The organism is Acinetobacter sp. NRRL B-65365, assembly GCF_001605865.1.
Classification (GTDB): Bacteria; Pseudomonadota; Gammaproteobacteria; order Pseudomonadales; family Moraxellaceae; genus Acinetobacter; species Acinetobacter vivianii.
On the sequence record NZ_LRPD01000030.1, the window covers coordinates 12,932 to 29,891 of the forward strand.

At 41.5% G+C, this 16,960-nt stretch carries 13 protein-coding genes; 8 read left to right on the plus strand and 5 right to left on the minus strand.

Features of this window, described 5'->3' with window-relative positions:
* Nucleotides 1-6 precede the first annotated feature (6 nt).
* Entirely contained in the window at nt 7-498 is a 492-nt protein-coding gene (locus AWW72_RS12030) for a DUF2505 domain-containing protein (protein ID WP_047432263.1), read from the plus strand.
* A 43-nt stretch (nt 499-541) separates the two neighbouring features.
* On the opposite strand, the gene AWW72_RS12035 is transcribed toward AWW72_RS12030, so the two are convergent.
* Nucleotides 542-745: a hypothetical protein gene (locus AWW72_RS12035; protein WP_062847502.1), complete on the minus strand. Its 204-nt coding sequence runs from the start codon at nt 743-745 to the stop codon at nt 542-544.
* Between the two features lie 132 nt (nt 746-877).
* Here AWW72_RS12035 and def point away from each other — a divergent pair, with 132 nt between their 5' ends.
* From def to AWW72_RS12050, 3 genes are all read left to right on the plus strand, one after another.
* Complete coding sequence (gene def / locus AWW72_RS12040; protein WP_004771264.1) at nt 878-1,360, plus strand: peptide deformylase; 483 nt, start codon at nt 878-880, stop codon at nt 1,358-1,360.
* A 147-nt stretch (nt 1,361-1,507) separates the two neighbouring features.
* The gene (locus AWW72_RS12045; protein ID WP_062847503.1) at nt 1,508-2,785 is read left to right on the plus strand and encodes a glutaminase; all 1,278 of its coding nucleotides are present in this window, start codon (nt 1,508-1,510) and stop codon (nt 2,783-2,785) included.
* A gap of 173 nt (nt 2,786-2,958) precedes the next feature.
* Nucleotides 2,959-3,429, plus strand: a complete 471-nt coding sequence (locus AWW72_RS12050) for a hypothetical protein (protein WP_062847504.1) — start codon at nt 2,959-2,961, stop codon at nt 3,427-3,429.
* A gap of 85 nt (nt 3,430-3,514) precedes the next feature.
* Here the strand turns inward: AWW72_RS12050 and AWW72_RS12055 are convergent, their stop codons facing one another.
* Both AWW72_RS12055 and metH read right to left on the minus strand, forming a co-directional pair.
* Nucleotides 3,515-3,907, minus strand: a complete 393-nt coding sequence (locus AWW72_RS12055; protein ID WP_249409172.1) for a hypothetical protein — start codon at nt 3,905-3,907, stop codon at nt 3,515-3,517.
* A 366-nt stretch (nt 3,908-4,273) separates the two neighbouring features.
* On the minus strand, nt 4,274-7,960 hold the full coding sequence (metH, locus tag AWW72_RS12060; protein WP_062847506.1) for a methionine synthase: 3,687 nt from the start codon (nt 7,958-7,960) through the stop codon (nt 4,274-4,276).
* A 437-nt stretch (nt 7,961-8,397) separates the two neighbouring features.
* Here metH and AWW72_RS12065 point away from each other — a divergent pair, with 437 nt between their 5' ends.
* The gene (locus tag AWW72_RS12065; RefSeq protein ID WP_062847507.1) at nt 8,398-10,026 is read left to right on the plus strand and encodes an inorganic phosphate transporter; all 1,629 of its coding nucleotides are present in this window, start codon (nt 8,398-8,400) and stop codon (nt 10,024-10,026) included.
* A 490-nt stretch (nt 10,027-10,516) separates the two neighbouring features.
* On the opposite strand, the gene AWW72_RS12070 is transcribed toward AWW72_RS12065, so the two are convergent.
* Nucleotides 10,517-11,503, minus strand: coding sequence for a Tim44 domain-containing protein (locus tag AWW72_RS12070; protein WP_062847508.1), 987 nt, complete (start codon nt 11,501-11,503; stop codon nt 10,517-10,519).
* A 98-nt stretch (nt 11,504-11,601) separates the two neighbouring features.
* Nucleotides 11,602-12,990 carry a DNA repair protein RadA gene (gene radA / locus AWW72_RS12075; RefSeq protein ID WP_004771277.1) on the minus strand — a complete coding sequence of 463 codons (1,389 nt, stop codon included), beginning with the start codon at nt 12,988-12,990 and terminating at the stop codon, nt 11,602-11,604.
* Nucleotides 12,991-13,340: 350 nt separating this feature from the next.
* Between radA and AWW72_RS12080 the strand changes: the two genes are divergently transcribed.
* From AWW72_RS12080 to lptM, 3 genes are all read left to right on the plus strand, one after another.
* Nucleotides 13,341-14,849, plus strand: coding sequence for an alanine/glycine:cation symporter family protein (locus AWW72_RS12080; protein ID WP_062847509.1), 1,509 nt, complete (start codon nt 13,341-13,343; stop codon nt 14,847-14,849).
* Nucleotides 14,850-15,141: 292 nt separating this feature from the next.
* Nucleotides 15,142-16,554, plus strand: a complete 1,413-nt coding sequence (locus AWW72_RS12085; protein WP_004771281.1) for an amino acid permease — start codon at nt 15,142-15,144, stop codon at nt 16,552-16,554.
* A 144-nt stretch (nt 16,555-16,698) separates the two neighbouring features.
* The gene (gene lptM / locus AWW72_RS12090; protein WP_062847510.1) at nt 16,699-16,920 is read left to right on the plus strand and encodes an LPS translocon maturation chaperone LptM; all 222 of its coding nucleotides are present in this window, start codon (nt 16,699-16,701) and stop codon (nt 16,918-16,920) included.
* Nucleotides 16,921-16,960 lie beyond the last annotated feature (40 nt).

A 16,960-nucleotide genomic window follows, 5' to 3' on the forward strand; every position in this document is an offset into this window, starting at 1 on the left:
TTAAAAATGGCACATCAATTTACGGTTAATGAAACAATTCATGGTGTTTCAATTGAGGACTTTTCACGACTGGTGGCGGATACTTCATTGCATGAAGCAGTGTGCAAACGTATTCCTGGGGAAAATCTGGAAATTATTGAATCTGCGGTCAATGGTGATATTTATACCTTACGCCGTGAATACAATCTGGATGTGAATATTCCAGAGGTGGCAAAAAAATTATTAAAGAATGCATTCCGCTTAAAACGTTCTGACATCACACATTTGAAAAACTTAACCTCTACGGTTGAGTTGGGGGCGAACTTGCCTTTGGAAGCGAAAGGTGAGCGTAGCGTGACAGGCGACAGCGAAAAAGTGAATATCTCTTTAACGTGGACGGTTAAAGTAAAAGTACCGTTGATTGGCGGGATGTTAGAGAAGCATGCTGAAGGTGAAATTCGTAAATTCAGCAATCTTGAAATCGAAATTGTTGCAGATGAATTAAAGAAACACCTCTAATTTTCAATGCATAGAAAACTCTCCATTTGGGGAGTTTTTTGTTTTAGAAACGTAAGAAATAGGGAAGGATTGAAAGAATTATTCCAATAATACTGATCATCGCCGTGCTATCGATAAAATAGGTAAACAGCATCAAGACCAAGCCACAGACCAACGGCACCGTCATTTTCTGTTTTTTTCCATAGAGGAAATAGCCTAAGCCGATCGAACTAAAAATGACACCTAAAAATAGTTGGGTTGCATTCATTATGGTTTGCCATCGTTATTTTTTTCGCAAATATATTATGACAATATTCTTAAATGAAAATTATGGTAACTCGATAAAATATCCAATACGATATTCTTCACTATTTGGTCAAAACAATTATAAGGGCGTGGGATGAGTGTAATTCTACCTGTAGCACAACGTGGTGAAGAGATTTTAAAAATTAAAGCGGCGGCGGTCGCGAACGGGGAATTTAATAGTGAATGGTTATTGCAACTGGCGTCTGCCATGCATGCGACCATGCTTGAGCGCAATGGTGTCGGGATTGCAGCGCCACAAGTCTATATTTCAAAGCGCTTAATTATTGTGGCATCTCGACCGAATCCACGCTATCCCGATGCACCTGAAATGGATGCTGTGGTGATGGTTAATCCTGAGATTTTAGAATTTTCTCAAACGACCTGTTTGGGTGAAGAAGGCTGTCTCAGTGTACCAAATGAACGTGGACAGGTTGAAAGGGCGCAAGCAATTAAAGTCCGTTATTACACCTTACAGGGTGAAGTCATTGAAACCACTTTTGAAGGCTTTCCTGCACGCATTGTTCAGCATGAAGTCGATCATCTGGATGGGATTCTATTTGTTGAACGATTGAATTAATTTCTCTAACCAATGGCAAATTGGTTTTAGTTCCAGTCCTGTATCGTGATCTTAAATCACTACAAAAGCTATAATTTTTATATGATCGGTACTCTGTACTATAGATTTATCTGAATAAAATTTGAAACACTTAAAGGCTAGATGACCATGAAAACTCCTCTTCCTGATTATTTGGCACATGTGATCGATGCCTGTGATACTGATAACAGAGGAAATCTCGCCGATTATATTCCTGAGTTAGCCAATGCCAATCCCACCCGATTAGCGCTGGCATTATCTACTGTTGATGGTGAAATCTATTCTGTTGGCGATGATGAAATTGAATTCACCATTCAGTCGATGTCTAAACCCTTCACGTATGCCTATGTGCTTCAACAGCTTGGAATAGATGCTGTATTAGAAAAAGTCGGCGTTGAGCCTTCGGGTGAGGCCTTTAATGAAATTTCATTGGGGAAAGATCGCCGTCCTAAAAATCCGATGATTAATTCGGGGGCCATCACCACACATTCTTTGATCCCACCAAAAGAAGATGTATCTGGCGCAGAAATTTTACGTCAGTTTATGAGCGAGCTGGCTGGTCGTGAACTGCAATTTGATGATGCGGTATATGAATCTGAGGTGAAAACCGCTTACCGTAATCTCTCGATTGGTTATATGTTGCGAACCGTAGGGATTTTAGAGTCCGATCCTGTTGATATTGTGAATGGCTATATTCGTCAATGCGCAATCTTGGTAACGGTCAAAGATCTGGTACGGATGGGCAGTGTTTTTGCCAATGGCGGGGTCGATCCTAAAACTGGAAAGCGTTTATTGAATCGTGCTGTGGTACGTCAAGTCCTGAGCGTGATGATGAGCTGTGGTATGTACGATGCAGCGGGGGATTGGCTCACAACGGTTGGCATTCCTGCCAAAAGTGGTGTTGCTGGTGGAATCTTGGGCGTGTTACCCGGTCAGGTCAGCATTGCGGCTTTTTCTCCTCGACTCGATGAACATGGCAATAGTGTACGTGGCATCGATATCATGGAACGACTCTCTCGTGATATGGGCTTGCATTTGATGGAAGGCACACCTTCCGCACAAACGATTGTGCAGAGTCATTATCGAACTGGTAAAGATGCTTCATTGAGTGTGTATGTACTTCGTGGTGTTTTGAAATTTACTGAAGCCGAAATGTTGTTACGGACGTTGCAATGTGAGCCAGACGATAACAGTAGTATCGTGATTGATTTATCCCAGATTTCCCTGATTCATGATGTCGGAAAAAGGATGTTTTTGGAGGGGATTGATCGCTTGATTGATGATGGTCACACCTTATTATTGGTTGATCCTGAGCAGCGTTTGGATAACGCACGAACGCATAAAGATCGCGTGTTGCATGTTTATCAGAATCTTGAGGATTTGATTGAGAAGCATAAAGAGTTGTAAGTGCAAAGAGACTATATTGAAATGATGTAGGTTCTAAATTAGTGCGATGTTTTTCTGATGTGAGGTTGAAACATCGTATTAAATAATATCGTTGGATGAATTGTCGTTTGTGGGGCGTATTTACTTCGAATTTTATTTATACTGAGCCGATTAGTTTTTGAAGAATATCTAGAATGAAAAATAAAATATTGGGTTTAGCATTGATGTGTCTGGTTTCACAGCCACTGTTTGCAGCTCCATTTGCTCAACCTATTATTCAGGGTAAAACGTACAATAATTGGGAGGTACCTATACGTTCGTTGGGTAAACCGAAAAGTATTGTTAAAGGAAAACCAGATGAATGTAACGGTGGCTATTTCCCAGATGAATATGATTATGGCAGCTTTAAACTTTTAGACACAGGTGTCATTAAAGAGGTTTATTTTAGTCAGAACAATGCGCTAGTGTTTCATGGGCAAAAGATTCGTAGTGGGATAGATCAAAAGAGTTTTATGCAACAATTCAAAAAATATGAATTGTGGATGGACGCTGAAAATAAGAATGCTGTTTATAGTGGGCTGGCTGAAAGTGGAAATGATTCAATAGAATTCGTCTTTAAAAATGGAAAACTTCTAAAATATAAATTGTTTTTTGATGATTGCTAATTTTTGAGGGTAGTTAGTATAAAAAACTAAGGGCTAAAATATAAATATTTTAGCCAATTTAAAAATTAGAAGCGTGGAGAGTAAACTAGATGGCGCTGATTTTTTTTAAAATAAATTGATAAATGTTCCCCCAAAAGATCATAAAAAGTCCTCCGCAACTCAACAATAAGAAGACAGCTATAGCTATATAGGAGACTTTGCTTTTAGCTTCATATAATTCCATGAGCTGGTGTTCTGCCAAAGTATGTTGAAATTGATTTTTGGTTACGGAGTCAACCCAAGTCATCTGTTTGATCATAAATTTGTCGTTTATTTTTATAATATCTATTGTTTTTATGATTGATGAATTTTTTTGCTCATGTTTACAGATAGTTTCCAAATAATTAGAACAGTCAAAAAGATAAATTCTTTTTTGATTTTTAGTGATAAATATCGTATCCAACTTATTAAATTTTTTAATACTGAATTCATAATTCATGCGTTTATCTGTTTCCAGATGCTGATACGGCGTTACTTTAATTATCTTCTTTGGTGTGAGAAGTTTATGAATTGTTAAAGTCAATATAAGAAGAAGAGGGACGAGGGCGCTGAAAGCGATGAGTATTGCTAAGTTCTTTTTCTGTTTTTGATTTAATTTGAAGCTTATAGTCATTTAAAATGGAATGAAGATCAATTCTATGAACATTTAATTTTACTACAATCTCTTAAAATTTTAAAAACTAAGTTTTGATATAAAAAATTCCAAAAGTAGTTTTATTAATGAGCTATAGATCTATTGATGACATAATCATTTTAATTTTTAATCAAAAAAATCCCCTCAATCGAGGGGACTTTTTCTTATAGCTTACACAATCGAATCATCTAAATTCGGCGCTAACCAACGCTTCGCTTCATCCAGTGTCCAGCCTTTACGTTTCGCATAATCCTCAAGCTGATCTTGAGAAATTTTGCCCACATTAAAGTATTCACTTTCAGGGTGCGAATAATAAAAACCACTCACAGAAGAAGGCGGCATCATCGCAAAGTGTTCAGTCAATTTAGTACCAATCTTCGCTTCCGAACCTAACCAATCAAATAACACCGCTTTTTCAGAATGCTCTGGGCAAGCAGGGTAACCTGGTGCAGGGCGAATACCGACATACTTCTCTTTGATCAGCGCTTCATTATCGAGTGTCTCATCGGCTTTATAGCCCCAGAATTCTTTACGGATACGCTCATGCAAATGCTCAGCAAAAGCTTCTGCAAAACGATCGGCCAAAGACTGAACCAGAATCGCTGAGTAATCATCACCTTTGGCTTTATATTCATTTGCCAATTCTTCAGCACCAAAGATCGACACAGTGAAACCACCAAGATAATCGGTATTGTCTTTAGAAGTGCTAATAAAGTCCGCTAAAGATAAATTCGGTTTGCCTGTGACTTTGTCTGACTGCTGACGAATATGCTCAAAAGTATGCGTAACCTTTTGACCCGCTTCATCAAACACGCTGACTGTATCCGCACCTGTACGTTGTGCAGGATATAAACCAAATACAGCACGTGCATCGAAACGGTTATTCTCGATAATGTCTTTTAGCATCGCTTGCGCTTGGTTATACAAATCAGTGGCTGCTTCACCCACAACTTCATCTGTCAGGATTTTCGGGAATTTACCTGCCAAGCTCCAAGAAATAAAGAATGGTGTCCAGTCAAAGTACTCAACCAATGTCGCCAATGGATAATTGGTAATGACTTGCGTGCCTAAAGTATTTGGAATTGGTGGGACATAGTTGTCATCTACCTTGAAACCATTTTCAATTGATTCGGCATAGCTGAGTTTGGCTGCTTTCGGTTGCTTGTTGGCTAAGCGCTCACGAATCTTGGCATATTCAGCACGATGTTCTGCAATAAAGTTGCCACGCATTTCTTTAGAGAGCAGGGTGGTTGCAACACCCACTGCACGTGAAGCATCAGCCACATAGATCACCGCATCATTTTGATACTGAGGATCAATCTTCACCGCAGTATGTGCTTTCGATGTGGTTGCGCCACCAATCAACAGTGGAATGTCAAAGCCTTTACGTTGCATTTCTTTGGCAACAAACACCATTTCATCTAAAGATGGGGTGATCAAACCAGACAAACCGATGATGTCACATTTCTCATCAATCGCGGTTTGCAAGATTTTTTCCGCAGGTACCATCACGCCAAGGTCAACGATGTCATAACCATTACAACCCAAGACCACACCCACGATATTTTTACCAATATCATGTACGTCACCCTTAACAGTTGCCATCAACACTTTACCTTTAGATTGGCTACCTGTTTTTTCAGCTTCAATGTATGGATTCAGCCAAGCGACAGCTTGCTTCATCACACGCGCAGATTTCACCACTTGCGGCAGGAACATTTTACCTGAGCCGAACAGGTCACCGACCACGTTCATGCCATCCATCAATGCACCTTCAATTACATCAAGTGGACGCTTGGCCTTTAAACGGGCTTCTTCGGTATCTTCATCAATATACGTGGTGATACCTTTGACTAAGGCATATTCAAGACGTTTTTCAACAGATTCATTACGCCATTCAAGGTTCTCAGCTTCGCGTTGTGCGCCACTATGACCACGGTATTTTTCAGCTACTTCAAGCAGTTTCTCTGTAGCATTTTGACCAGATTCACCTTGGTTCTGGTTCAGAACAACATCTTCAACCGCTTCTTTCAGTTCTTTTGGAATATCATCATAAATCGCCATTTGACCAGCGTTCACGATCCCCATAGTCATGCCTTGCTTGATGGCATGGTACAAGAATACCGAGTGAATCGCTTCACGGACAGGCTCATTACCACGGAAGGAGAATGAAACGTTTGATACACCGCCCGAAATCATGGCATGTGGCAAGTTCTGTTTGATCCAGCCCGTAGCCTCAATAAAGTCGACGCCATAGTTGTTGTGTTCTTCAATCCCTGTTGCGACAGCAAACACGTTCGGGTCAAAAATAATATCTTCAGCAGGGAAGCCGACATCATTCACTAAAACATCATAAGAACGTTTACAGATTTCACGCTTACGTGCAGCGGTGTCTGCCTGACCTGCTTCATCAAAAGCCATGACAATAATCGCAGCACCATACTGGCGGCACAGGCGTGCTTTTTCGACAAACTCGTCATAGCCTTCTTTTAAGGAAATTGAGTTGACGACAGGTTTACCTTGGACACACTTTAAGCCAGCTTCAATGATTTCCCATTTTGATGAGTCAATCATGATCGGCACGCGAGAAATATCTGGTTCAGATGCGACAAGGTTTAAGAAATGCACCATCGCATTTTGCGAATCGAGCATTCCTTCATCCATGTTAATGTCGATAATTTGCGCACCCGCTTCAACTTGTTGCTGAGCTACTTCCAAAGCTTCTGCAAAGTTTTCTTCACGAATGAGACGCAGGAACTTTTTTGAACCCGTCACGTTGGTACGTTCACCAACATTCACGAATAAGGAATTTTCATCAATATTAAAGGGTTCTAAACCGCTTAAGCGGCAAGCAGGAATAGTTTCAGGCACTTGGCGTGGCTGAATGTCTTTGACTGCATTATAAATCGCACGGATGTGGTCTGGTGTGGTACCACAGCAACCACCAGTAATATTGATTAAACCGCTTTCAGCAAATTCTTTAATGAATGCTGCGGTTTGTTCTGGAGTTTCATCATATTCACCGAAGGCGTTCGGCAAGCCCGCGTTCGGATGGGCTGAAATAAAGGTATCTGCAACATCAGCAATGGTTTTGATGTGTGGACGCATGGCATCTGCACCAAGGGCACAGTTAAAACCAATCGACAGTAAATCACCGTGACGAACCGAGTTCCAGAACGCTTCTGCGGTTTGACCCGTTAAAGTACGGCCTGATGCATCGGTGATGGTGCCCGAAATCATCAATGGCAGTTCATGACCGATTTGCTTGAAGACTTCTTTCACTGCAAAAATCGCGGCTTTACAGTTCAAAGTATCGAATACCGTTTCGATCAAGAGAATGTCTGCGCCACCTTCGATCAGGGCATGCGCTGCCTCAATATAATTTTCTTTTAATTCATCAAAGGTAATGTTACGGAATGCTGGATCGTTGACATTTGGCGAAATTGAACAGGTACGCGATGTTGGGCCAAGAACACCTGCAACAAAACGAGGTTTATCTGGGGTTGAGTACTTGTCACATGCGGCGCGAGCTAAACGGGCTGCTTCACGGTTGATCTCTGGTACGAGGTCTTCCATGTGATAGTCTGACATCGAAACGCGTGTACCGTTAAAGCTATTGGTTTCGATAATGTCTGCGCCCGCATCGAGATAGGCTTCATGAATGCCTTGAATGATTTGCGGCTGTGTTAATACCAATAGGTCATTATTGCCTTTCAGGTCTGATGCCCAATCTGCAAAACGTTCACCACGATAATCTTCTTCTTCTAATTTATGGCGTTGAATCATCGTTCCCATCGCACCATCAATAATCAGGATACGTTGGGCAAGAAGTGATTGTAGGGTGGCAAGCGTGGACATGAAGGAACCCCAGTAGCTGATGAAGATAAAAAGCAGGGGCATTGTAACAGAAGAGATGCTAATGCGCTTATTTTCAGCAAGCTAGAGTATGATTTATGGGGTCACATGAAAAATGTCATAAAAGCTTCATTAAGTTGTCATAATTGAACGGAATAATGCTTAAAAAGCCAACAACTTATTCGAAATATGACAAAAATATGTCATCTTTCGTAGCATTTGTTGCAAAATCAGACAAACAGTTTTGTTGTACTTTTAAAGTTTGTAATGCATTGTTTTTTCTTAATTAAAATTAAAAATGTGGTGAAATTATCGTAAAAAAACACAAAAAAACAGGGTAAAAATATGAAATTTTGGCTTTATGTGACAGTCCTTTGTCATATAATTGTCATAATTTAATTAAACAATACAGAGGATTTTATTATCCTCTCACCGTCTACATGAATTCTAATCTTCCTCCTGTTTCGGATTCACCGCTTGCCAGTTCTCAGGCAAAATCGACGAATGTACATGTACCAACACCGAAATTTTTTATGCCGGTGTTTTTGACAATTATTGTTGCAACACTTATCTATATCGGTTTTCAGTTAAGTGCTGATCTGGCACATGTACCGCCGTTAAGTTTATATTCAGTTATTCTTTTATCGACGGCACTTTTCATCGCTTTAGGCTTTGAATTTGTAAATGGTTTTCACGATACGGCAAATGCTGTAGCGACGGTTATTTATACCAATGCATTACCTGCGCCAGCAGCAGTCATGTGGGCTGGCTTCTGTAACTTCCTTGGGGTTATGGTTGCGAGCGGTGCGGTTGCATACGGTATTATTGCATTACTTCCTGTAGAAATGATCATGAATGTCGGCAGCGGCGCTGGCTTCGCGATGGTTTTTGCATTGTTAATCGCGGCGATTCTCTGGAATCTAGGCACGTGGTTCTTGGGAATTCCTGCATCAAGTTCACACACTTTAATCGGTTCGATTTTAGGTGTGGGCATCATGAATCATATCTTGAATGCGTCTGCTGGTGCGACCAGTAGTGGCATCGATATTGATCAAGTAATTAAGGTTGGTAAGGCTTTACTTTTCTCGCCATTGATTGGTTTTGCGTTTGCAGCCGTTCTATTCTTGTTGGTGAAGAAAGTCTTTAAACGTCAAATGGAGCTGTTTCAGCCACCAGAAGGCAATAAGCCACCACCACCGCTAATTCGTGCGATCCTGATTTTTACTTGTACAGGTGTAAGTTTTGCGCATGGTTCAAACGATGGTCAAAAAGGCATGGGCTTAATCATGTTGATCTTAATCGGTTTGGTTCCATTGGCTTACTCATTGAACAAAAATCTGGATGCACAACATTTACAGTCTTTTGAGCAACTTTCTGCCCAAACTGCTGTGGTTTTGAATGTTAATCAAAACGAACTGACAGATGAAAAAGCACGTGATGTATTAACCAAATATATCCAGACCAAAGAACAAACCGCTGAAGTTGTTCCTGCACTTGCAAGCATGACATCACATATTGGTACACGTGTTGCGGGCTATGGTGATCTTAAATTGATTCCAGAAGCGGCAGTCAGTGAAATCCGTAATGACATGTATTTGAGTACGACAACATTCAAACGTTTAGACAAAGCTGAAGCTTTACCAGCAATGGATCAAGATCAGGCGAAAGTTCTAAAAGAATATCGTAATAGCCTAGATTCATTCCTTCAGTACATTCCGAACTGGGTTAAAGTTGCAGTAGCGCTTGCACTTGGTCTAGGGACTATGGTGGGCTGGAAACGTATTGTTGTGACTGTCGGTGAACGTATTGGTAAGAACCATATGACTTACGGTCAGGGCATGTCTGCCGAGTTAGTGGCAATGAGTACGATTGCTGCGGCTGATGGTCTTGGTATGCCAGTGTCTACCACTCATGTTTTAAACAGTGCGGTAGCGGGTACCATGGTTGCGAATAAATCAGGTCTGAACTTTGCAACAGTGAAAACCATTCTTTCTGCATGGGTCTTCACTTTACCAGCAACGATTGCATTGTCTGGTGGTTTATACTGGTTATTCTTGCAGTTTGTCTAATGATACTGAATCATTAGATTAGAATGAAATTTAAGGCTTTGCTTCGGCAAGGCCTTTTTTTATGGGTATTGATTGATGGTGTGGGTAGGGGCTATAGATTTGAGTGGGTTTTAAAGCTCACTGAGAGATTAATCTTAAGGCGTATTGTTGAGGTAGCATCAACTGTTTTAACAGGCGTAGATGCGATTTTAGGTGGATAATTGGCACACTAAAAATATCACTACGATAGAGAGGGTTTAGGCGTGATTTAAAATGCTTCTAATAAAAGGGCTTTATTCCCCAAATGAGGAATATTTTTTAAAGATCTTATCCGTTAGTATCAATAGACAGATCGTGCTAGGTTGTGCTGTTTGTTATTCATAAGAACTCTATTTTTGTTGTTTTACACTCCGCCATTCTCTATAGAGGATGGCTTTTTTTAGCCTTGGTAAAAAATAAGGCTTATAAAAAAGAGCTATCGAAATAGCTCTTTTTTCATTTTATAAGACGATTAAGCTTGTTGAATACCTGCAACAACCCAATCTTGTTGTGAACCAGCAGGTTTTACAAAATGCCAGATTTCAGCAAAAGGTTGTGGCAAGCTGTTTAGATCTTCACTTACTGTACCCGTAAAGCGTACGCTCACGACATATTGACCATTTTCAGTTGTGCTTTCGACAACCATCGCATTGAGATTGCTAAATTCAGCAACGTCTTGATCTTGGTTTGCCATGATGTCGCTATGCATTGAACTATAAAGCTCAGGCGTTAAATAACGACGGATTTCTTCGACATTGCTTGCGCTGTTTACCGACTGAATATGGTTAAAACGTTGACGTGCAATACGTAAGAATGCAGCAGGCTCAGTACCATCTGGTAATTGATTGCCACTGCTCATAGACGCGCCACCAAATGGTGCTTGAGGAGCCGCAGTACCACCCGCTACAGATTGACCAAAAATATTGGTGTTATCTGCTGCTTGACGTGGTGCTGCTTGAGGTGGAACCTGACGGCCAAAGTTGTTTTGACCGCCATTGTTTGGAGCGTAAGGGTTATTGGTTGCTAATTTTTTTTTTGCGCCCAATCTGCGGAACACAAAGAAGGCGATTGCAGCAGCGAGAAGCACCCAGATCCAGCCAGGAATGCCACCTTTTTCTTCCTGTTGCTGTTGAGCTTGCTGAGCAGCTTCTTGCTCAGTCGCTGTTGGGTTATGTTGTTTGTCATCCGCCAATGCATTGGCAGCTACAGCACCGACTGCTGCACCTGCAACACCCGCAGCAACCATAGAGCCCACACCTGGACCTGATCTTTGAGGCGCAGTTTGTTGTTGAGGCGCTGGAGCTGCTTGACGTGGCGGCTGATAAGATTGGCTAGATGAACTAGATCTGCTCATACCATGGCTTTTACCGCCACCCGCACGTTTTGCTTCTGCAAGCGGTGCAGCGACCAAAGTTGCCATCAAAAGAGCTGCCATCAAGCCACGCTGGTGTACTTGCATCGAAAATTCCTATTTAAATTCAATTTGTAAATGTATTTATGAAGGTATTTACATAGAATTTCAACTAGAAAAGTATGTTTTTTTATGTCAGACGCTGATCATAGTTCATCACTGAGTTGCATTGCTTCGGTTAAGGCCTCATGCAAACGTGCAACAGCAATGATTTGTACCCCATCAATCGATTTTTGTGGCGCATTACCTCTTGGTAAAATCACATACTTAAAGCCATGTTTTGCAGCTTCTTTTAAGCGTTCCTGACCATTGGGTACAGGACGAATTTCACCTGATAAACCCACCTCACCAAAAACCGCTAATTGTTGTGGCAGGGCTTTGCCTCGCAAGCTTGAAGCACAGGCAAGTAAAACAGCCAAGTCAGAACCCGTCTCGGTAATTTTCAAACCACCCACCACATTGACGTAAACATCTTGCCCAGAAGTTTGTACACCACCGTGGCGGTGCATCACGGCAAGTAGCATATTTAAGCGGTTCTGTTCGAGACCCAGTGCAACTCGACGCGGCTGCCCATGTGCATCATCGACTAAAGCCTGAACTTCAACCAGAAGTGGGCGAGTACCTTCACGGCTAATCATCACGATTGAACCCGGAATGGCTTCATCATAACGACTCAGGAAAATTGCGGATGGATTGGCTACTTCACGTAAGCCTTTATCAGTCATGCCGAATACGCCCAGTTCATTGACTGCACCAAAGCGGTTCTTGACTGCACGAATCATACGGTAACGCGAGTCAGATTGGCCTTCAAAATAAAGCACACAATCGACCATATGTTCTAAAACACGTGGCCCAGCAAGCGCACCTTCTTTGGTTACATGACCAACAAGAAATAAGGCAGTGCCGCTATTTTTCGCAAAACGTGTCAATAAAGCTGCGGATTCTCGAATTTGCGACACGCCGCCTGGGGCCGACTGTAAGGTTTCGGTATACAGCGTCTGAATCGAATCCAGAATTGCAACAGCAGGACGTTCTTGTGCCAGTACTTCACAAATCCGTTCGACACAGGTTTCAGCCATGACTTTGAGCGAATCAGTGGGTAAATCAAGACGCTGTGCACGTAAGGCCACTTGAGACAGTGATTCCTCGCCCGTGACATAGAGGGCAGAACTTTTTTTACTGGCCATATGCGTTGCGGTCTGCAACAGGATGGTTGACTTACCAATACCCGGGTCACCACCAATCAATACGACTGAGCCTGTGACCAAGCCGCCACCCAATACCCGATCAAACTCACTAATACCAGTTTGTAGGCGAGTTTCGTGTGTAACCGAGATCTGGTTGAGGGTGGTGAGGTTTGCTACTTGTCCCGCATAACCGCCGCCCATTTTAGGTTGACTACGATGGGTAACGACAGGTTCGACACGAACTTCTAACAGACTGTTCCATTCTCCACATTCAGAACATTGACCTGCCCATTTGGGGTGATCCGCACCACACTGTTCGCAGCGATAAACCGTTTTAATTTTTGCCATAAGATAAAATTGAAAAAATTCTTTAGATTGGTTAAAAAGAGTTAGGACGAAAATTTAATCAAGATGCTGAGTACTCTATTCATGGATAAAAAAGGAGACAGCACAGTTTCGTCACTCATGGGTAAAAGGGAACTGCTCAGGAAAATAACATGATATACAACTTTTACAAGCTATAGACGATGTGTTTTTAGCAACTTGTTTTTTTGTTCAATTCACTTTTTCCCTTGAAGCGTTTAGGCATATCGATTGCCTTTGTCTTGTGAAAGGCATGGCATAGATATTGCTCATATTTAAATAAATGAAAATTTAGCAGTCGCTACTTTTTAAATAAATCATAAAGGTTGATATTTATGAGTGCAGCAGAAATTGTGGATTGGGCAAATAGTATTATCTGGAGTAAAGCCCTAATCTATTTGTGTTTAGGTGCAGGTTTATTTTTTTCTATTTTGACTCGATTTGTACAGGTGCGCCAAATTAAGGAAATGGCAAGGCTGTTAATTCATGGTTCATCTTCAGCGCAAGGGATTTCATCATTCCAAGCTTTATCTGTTTCTCTATCTGGGCGTGTCGGTGTAGGTAATATTGCAGGTGTGGCGGCCGCAATCGGATTTGGTGGGCCAGGTGCAGTCTTCTGGATGTGGTTGGTCGCATTTCTAGGTGCAAGTACTGCTTATGTCGAATCAACACTCGGTCAAATCTACAAGGTGGAATATCAGGGTGAATATCGTGGGGGACCCGCTTTTTATTTTGATCGAGGTCTTGGACAGCGCTGGTTAGGGATTTTGTTTGCTGTTGCAGCGATTATTTCCTGCGGTCTGTTTTTACCGGGGATTCAGGCCAATGCAGTCGGGAATGCCTTTACTCAGGTCACGGGTGAAGGCGCGATCGTATTTGGTAATATCGGCGCATATAAGTTATTGGCACTGGTTGTGATCGTAACCTTATTGGCGATCATTATTTTTGGAGGCATTAAGCGGATTGCTCGTTTTGCCGAGCTGGTCGTACCTTTTATGGCAGCAGGTTATATCCTGATGGCTGTCATTATTGTCGCGATGAATATTCAAGAATTACCAGGTGTCATTAAACTGATTTTCGAAGATGCTTTTTCTCCAATGGCGGGTGTCGGTGCCGCGATTGGCTGGGGCGTGAAACGTGGTATTTATTCCAATGAGGCAGGACAGGGAACAGGGCCACACGCAGCGGCAGCGGCAGAAGTTCAGCACCCTGCACAGCAAGGTTTTGTGCAATCATTTTCGATTTATGTAGATACCTTATTCGTGTGTTCTGCCACTGCTTTTATGATTTTAATTACAGGCACGTATAACGTACAAGGCACTCTAGAGGCAGGCCAGTTTATTGTGCAGAATGTTGCACCAGCTACTGAAATCGGTTCACCAGCCTTTACACAAATGGCAGTGAGTACGGTCTTTGGTGGCTTTGGGCAGATATTTGTGGCTTTAGCTGTGTTTTTCTTCGCTTTTACGACCATCGTGGCGTATTACTATATTGCTGAAACCAACATTACCTATTTGAGCTATATCACCAAGAGACCGTCATTATTATTCATCACCAAATGCTTCATTATGATTTCTGTGGCTTATGGTGTGGTCAGTGCGACAGGTTATATTTGGGGCATTGGTGATCTTGGCGTTGGCTTGATGGCATGGATCAATATCATTGGTATTATTGTCACTTATTTTATCTGGAAGCCAACCATCAAAGCACTGAAAGATTATGAAGAACAACAAAAAGCTGGAGTTAAGGAGTTCATATTTGATCCAGTTAAGTTGGGTATCCGCAATGCGACATTCTGGGAAGAGCGTCTCAAAAATCAACACAAGTCATCATCTAATGATTGATATATAAATTAATATTTTTCTCTTATAAAAGAAGTGGCCGCGATAGCCGCTTCTTTTTATGCACCGTTGTTTTCGAGATGACCAAGTTGCCCTCACAAGTTCATTGTATTGTTTTGGCCTTGTGCGTATGATCGAATTCAATTGTATTTAACTTGACAAATACAGGTAAAAAATTGCTTAGCTAAAGTCAGCCAAATTATAGATAACGAGAAAAGATACCGAAAATAGTACGAATCGTTATTGAGAGCGGACTTTGGTTAATGAACTAAAAACACTGGAGAGTTTTTGCAAAATGTCGAATCAAAATCTGAGTGAGGCTGCTGAGCAAAGCGGACTTCACCGTAGTCTATCTAATCGACATCTACAGTTGATTGCGATTGGCGGTGCAATCGGAACAGGGCTGTTCATGGGGTCGGGTAAAACGATTAGTTTAGCTGGGCCATCTATTCTGTTTATTTATATGACCATTGGTTTGATGGTGTTCTTCGTAATGCGTGCATTAGGAGAACTATTACTATCTAACCTGAACTACAAATCTTTTATCGATTTATCGACGGATTTAATTGGCCCGTGGGCAGGTTATTTTGTCGGTTGGACTTACTGGCTCTGTTGGGTCACGATTGGTATCGCAGATTTATCTGCCATTATTTACTATCTGGAATTCTTTAATGGTGGGGAGTCGTTCACGCCATTAGGTGGTTTGCTGATTAGTACTGTGGCAATCATGTTTGTCTTAGGCCTGAACTTGGTGACCGTAAAATTATTCGGTGAAATGGAGTTCTGGTTTGCGATGGTGAAGATCACAGCGATTATTGTCTTGATCGCAGTCGGTCTCTGGATGATCTTTACTGGGTTTACCAATGCTTCTGGTACAGTTGCCAGCGTTTCGAATCTCTGGACACATGGTGGGATGTTCCCGAAAGGTCTTGATGGCTTTTTAGCTGGCTTCCAGATTGCCATTTTCGCCTTTGTTGGTGTGGAATTGGTGGGTACAACGGCTGCTGAAACTCAGGATCCTAAACGTAACTTGCCAAAAGCAATTAACTCGATTCCAATCCGTATCATCATTTTCTATGTATTGGCATTATTTGTGGTGATGTGTGTAACCCCTTGGGATCAGATCAATCCTAAAGTCAGCCCATTCGTCAACATCTTCTCACAAGCGGGTATTGCATCAGCTGCGATTATCATGAATTTGGTGGTGTTATCTTCGGTGATGTCATCCATGAACAGTGGTGTCTTCTCGACTAGCCGTATGTTGTTTGGTCTATCTACAGATCAACAGGCACCTAAGTTATTTGGAAAACTGTCTAAATCTGCTGTTCCTTCAAAAGCATTGATTTTCTCGTCAATCTGTATCTTTATCGGTGCATTCGTACAGTTTGTTTATAAATTACAAACAGGAACGAACGATGAAGTAACGGCGTTTACGCTTGCAACAACGCTCTCAACGATTCTGTTCATCTGTGTATGGATCATTATTATGTGGAGTTATATTAACTACCGCAAAAATCGTCCAGAGTTGCATGCACAATCAAGCTTTAAACTTCCTGGTGGCGTGTTCACATGCTGGGTCGTGATTTTATTCTTCCTTGCAACGATCTACTTCCTTGCATTGGATGAAACCACATTAGAATCACTAAAAGTGAGCCCGATCTGGTTTGTCATTCTGGCAATTGGTTATTTCTTCTATAAGAAAAAATAAGCATGCACTGGACTGAATACTCAAAACGTCGACCTTAAAGTCGGCGTTTTTTTTATGGTTATTGCCTGATTCATTCAAGTTTAGACTTTAGCCAATCAAATGATCACGCTATACTGCTCCGAATTGTAAAAGTTAGGTGCTCAGATGCTTAAAGCCATTTGTTCTATCAGTTTATTATTAAGCAGTGTTGTTTTAACTGCCTGTGGCCAGACGGGTGAATTACATTTACCATCTGATCCAAACCAAGACAAACGCGCAAAATATTTGCTTTATAAAAATGAAGCATCTCAGGCTAAAACTTCATCTGATGTAAACAAAGATGAAGTCGAAGAGGCAAGTCAGGCAACATCATCCACGACGCAATAACAAACCATTTCACCTTAAGTTTGTAAATAAGGACATCTTC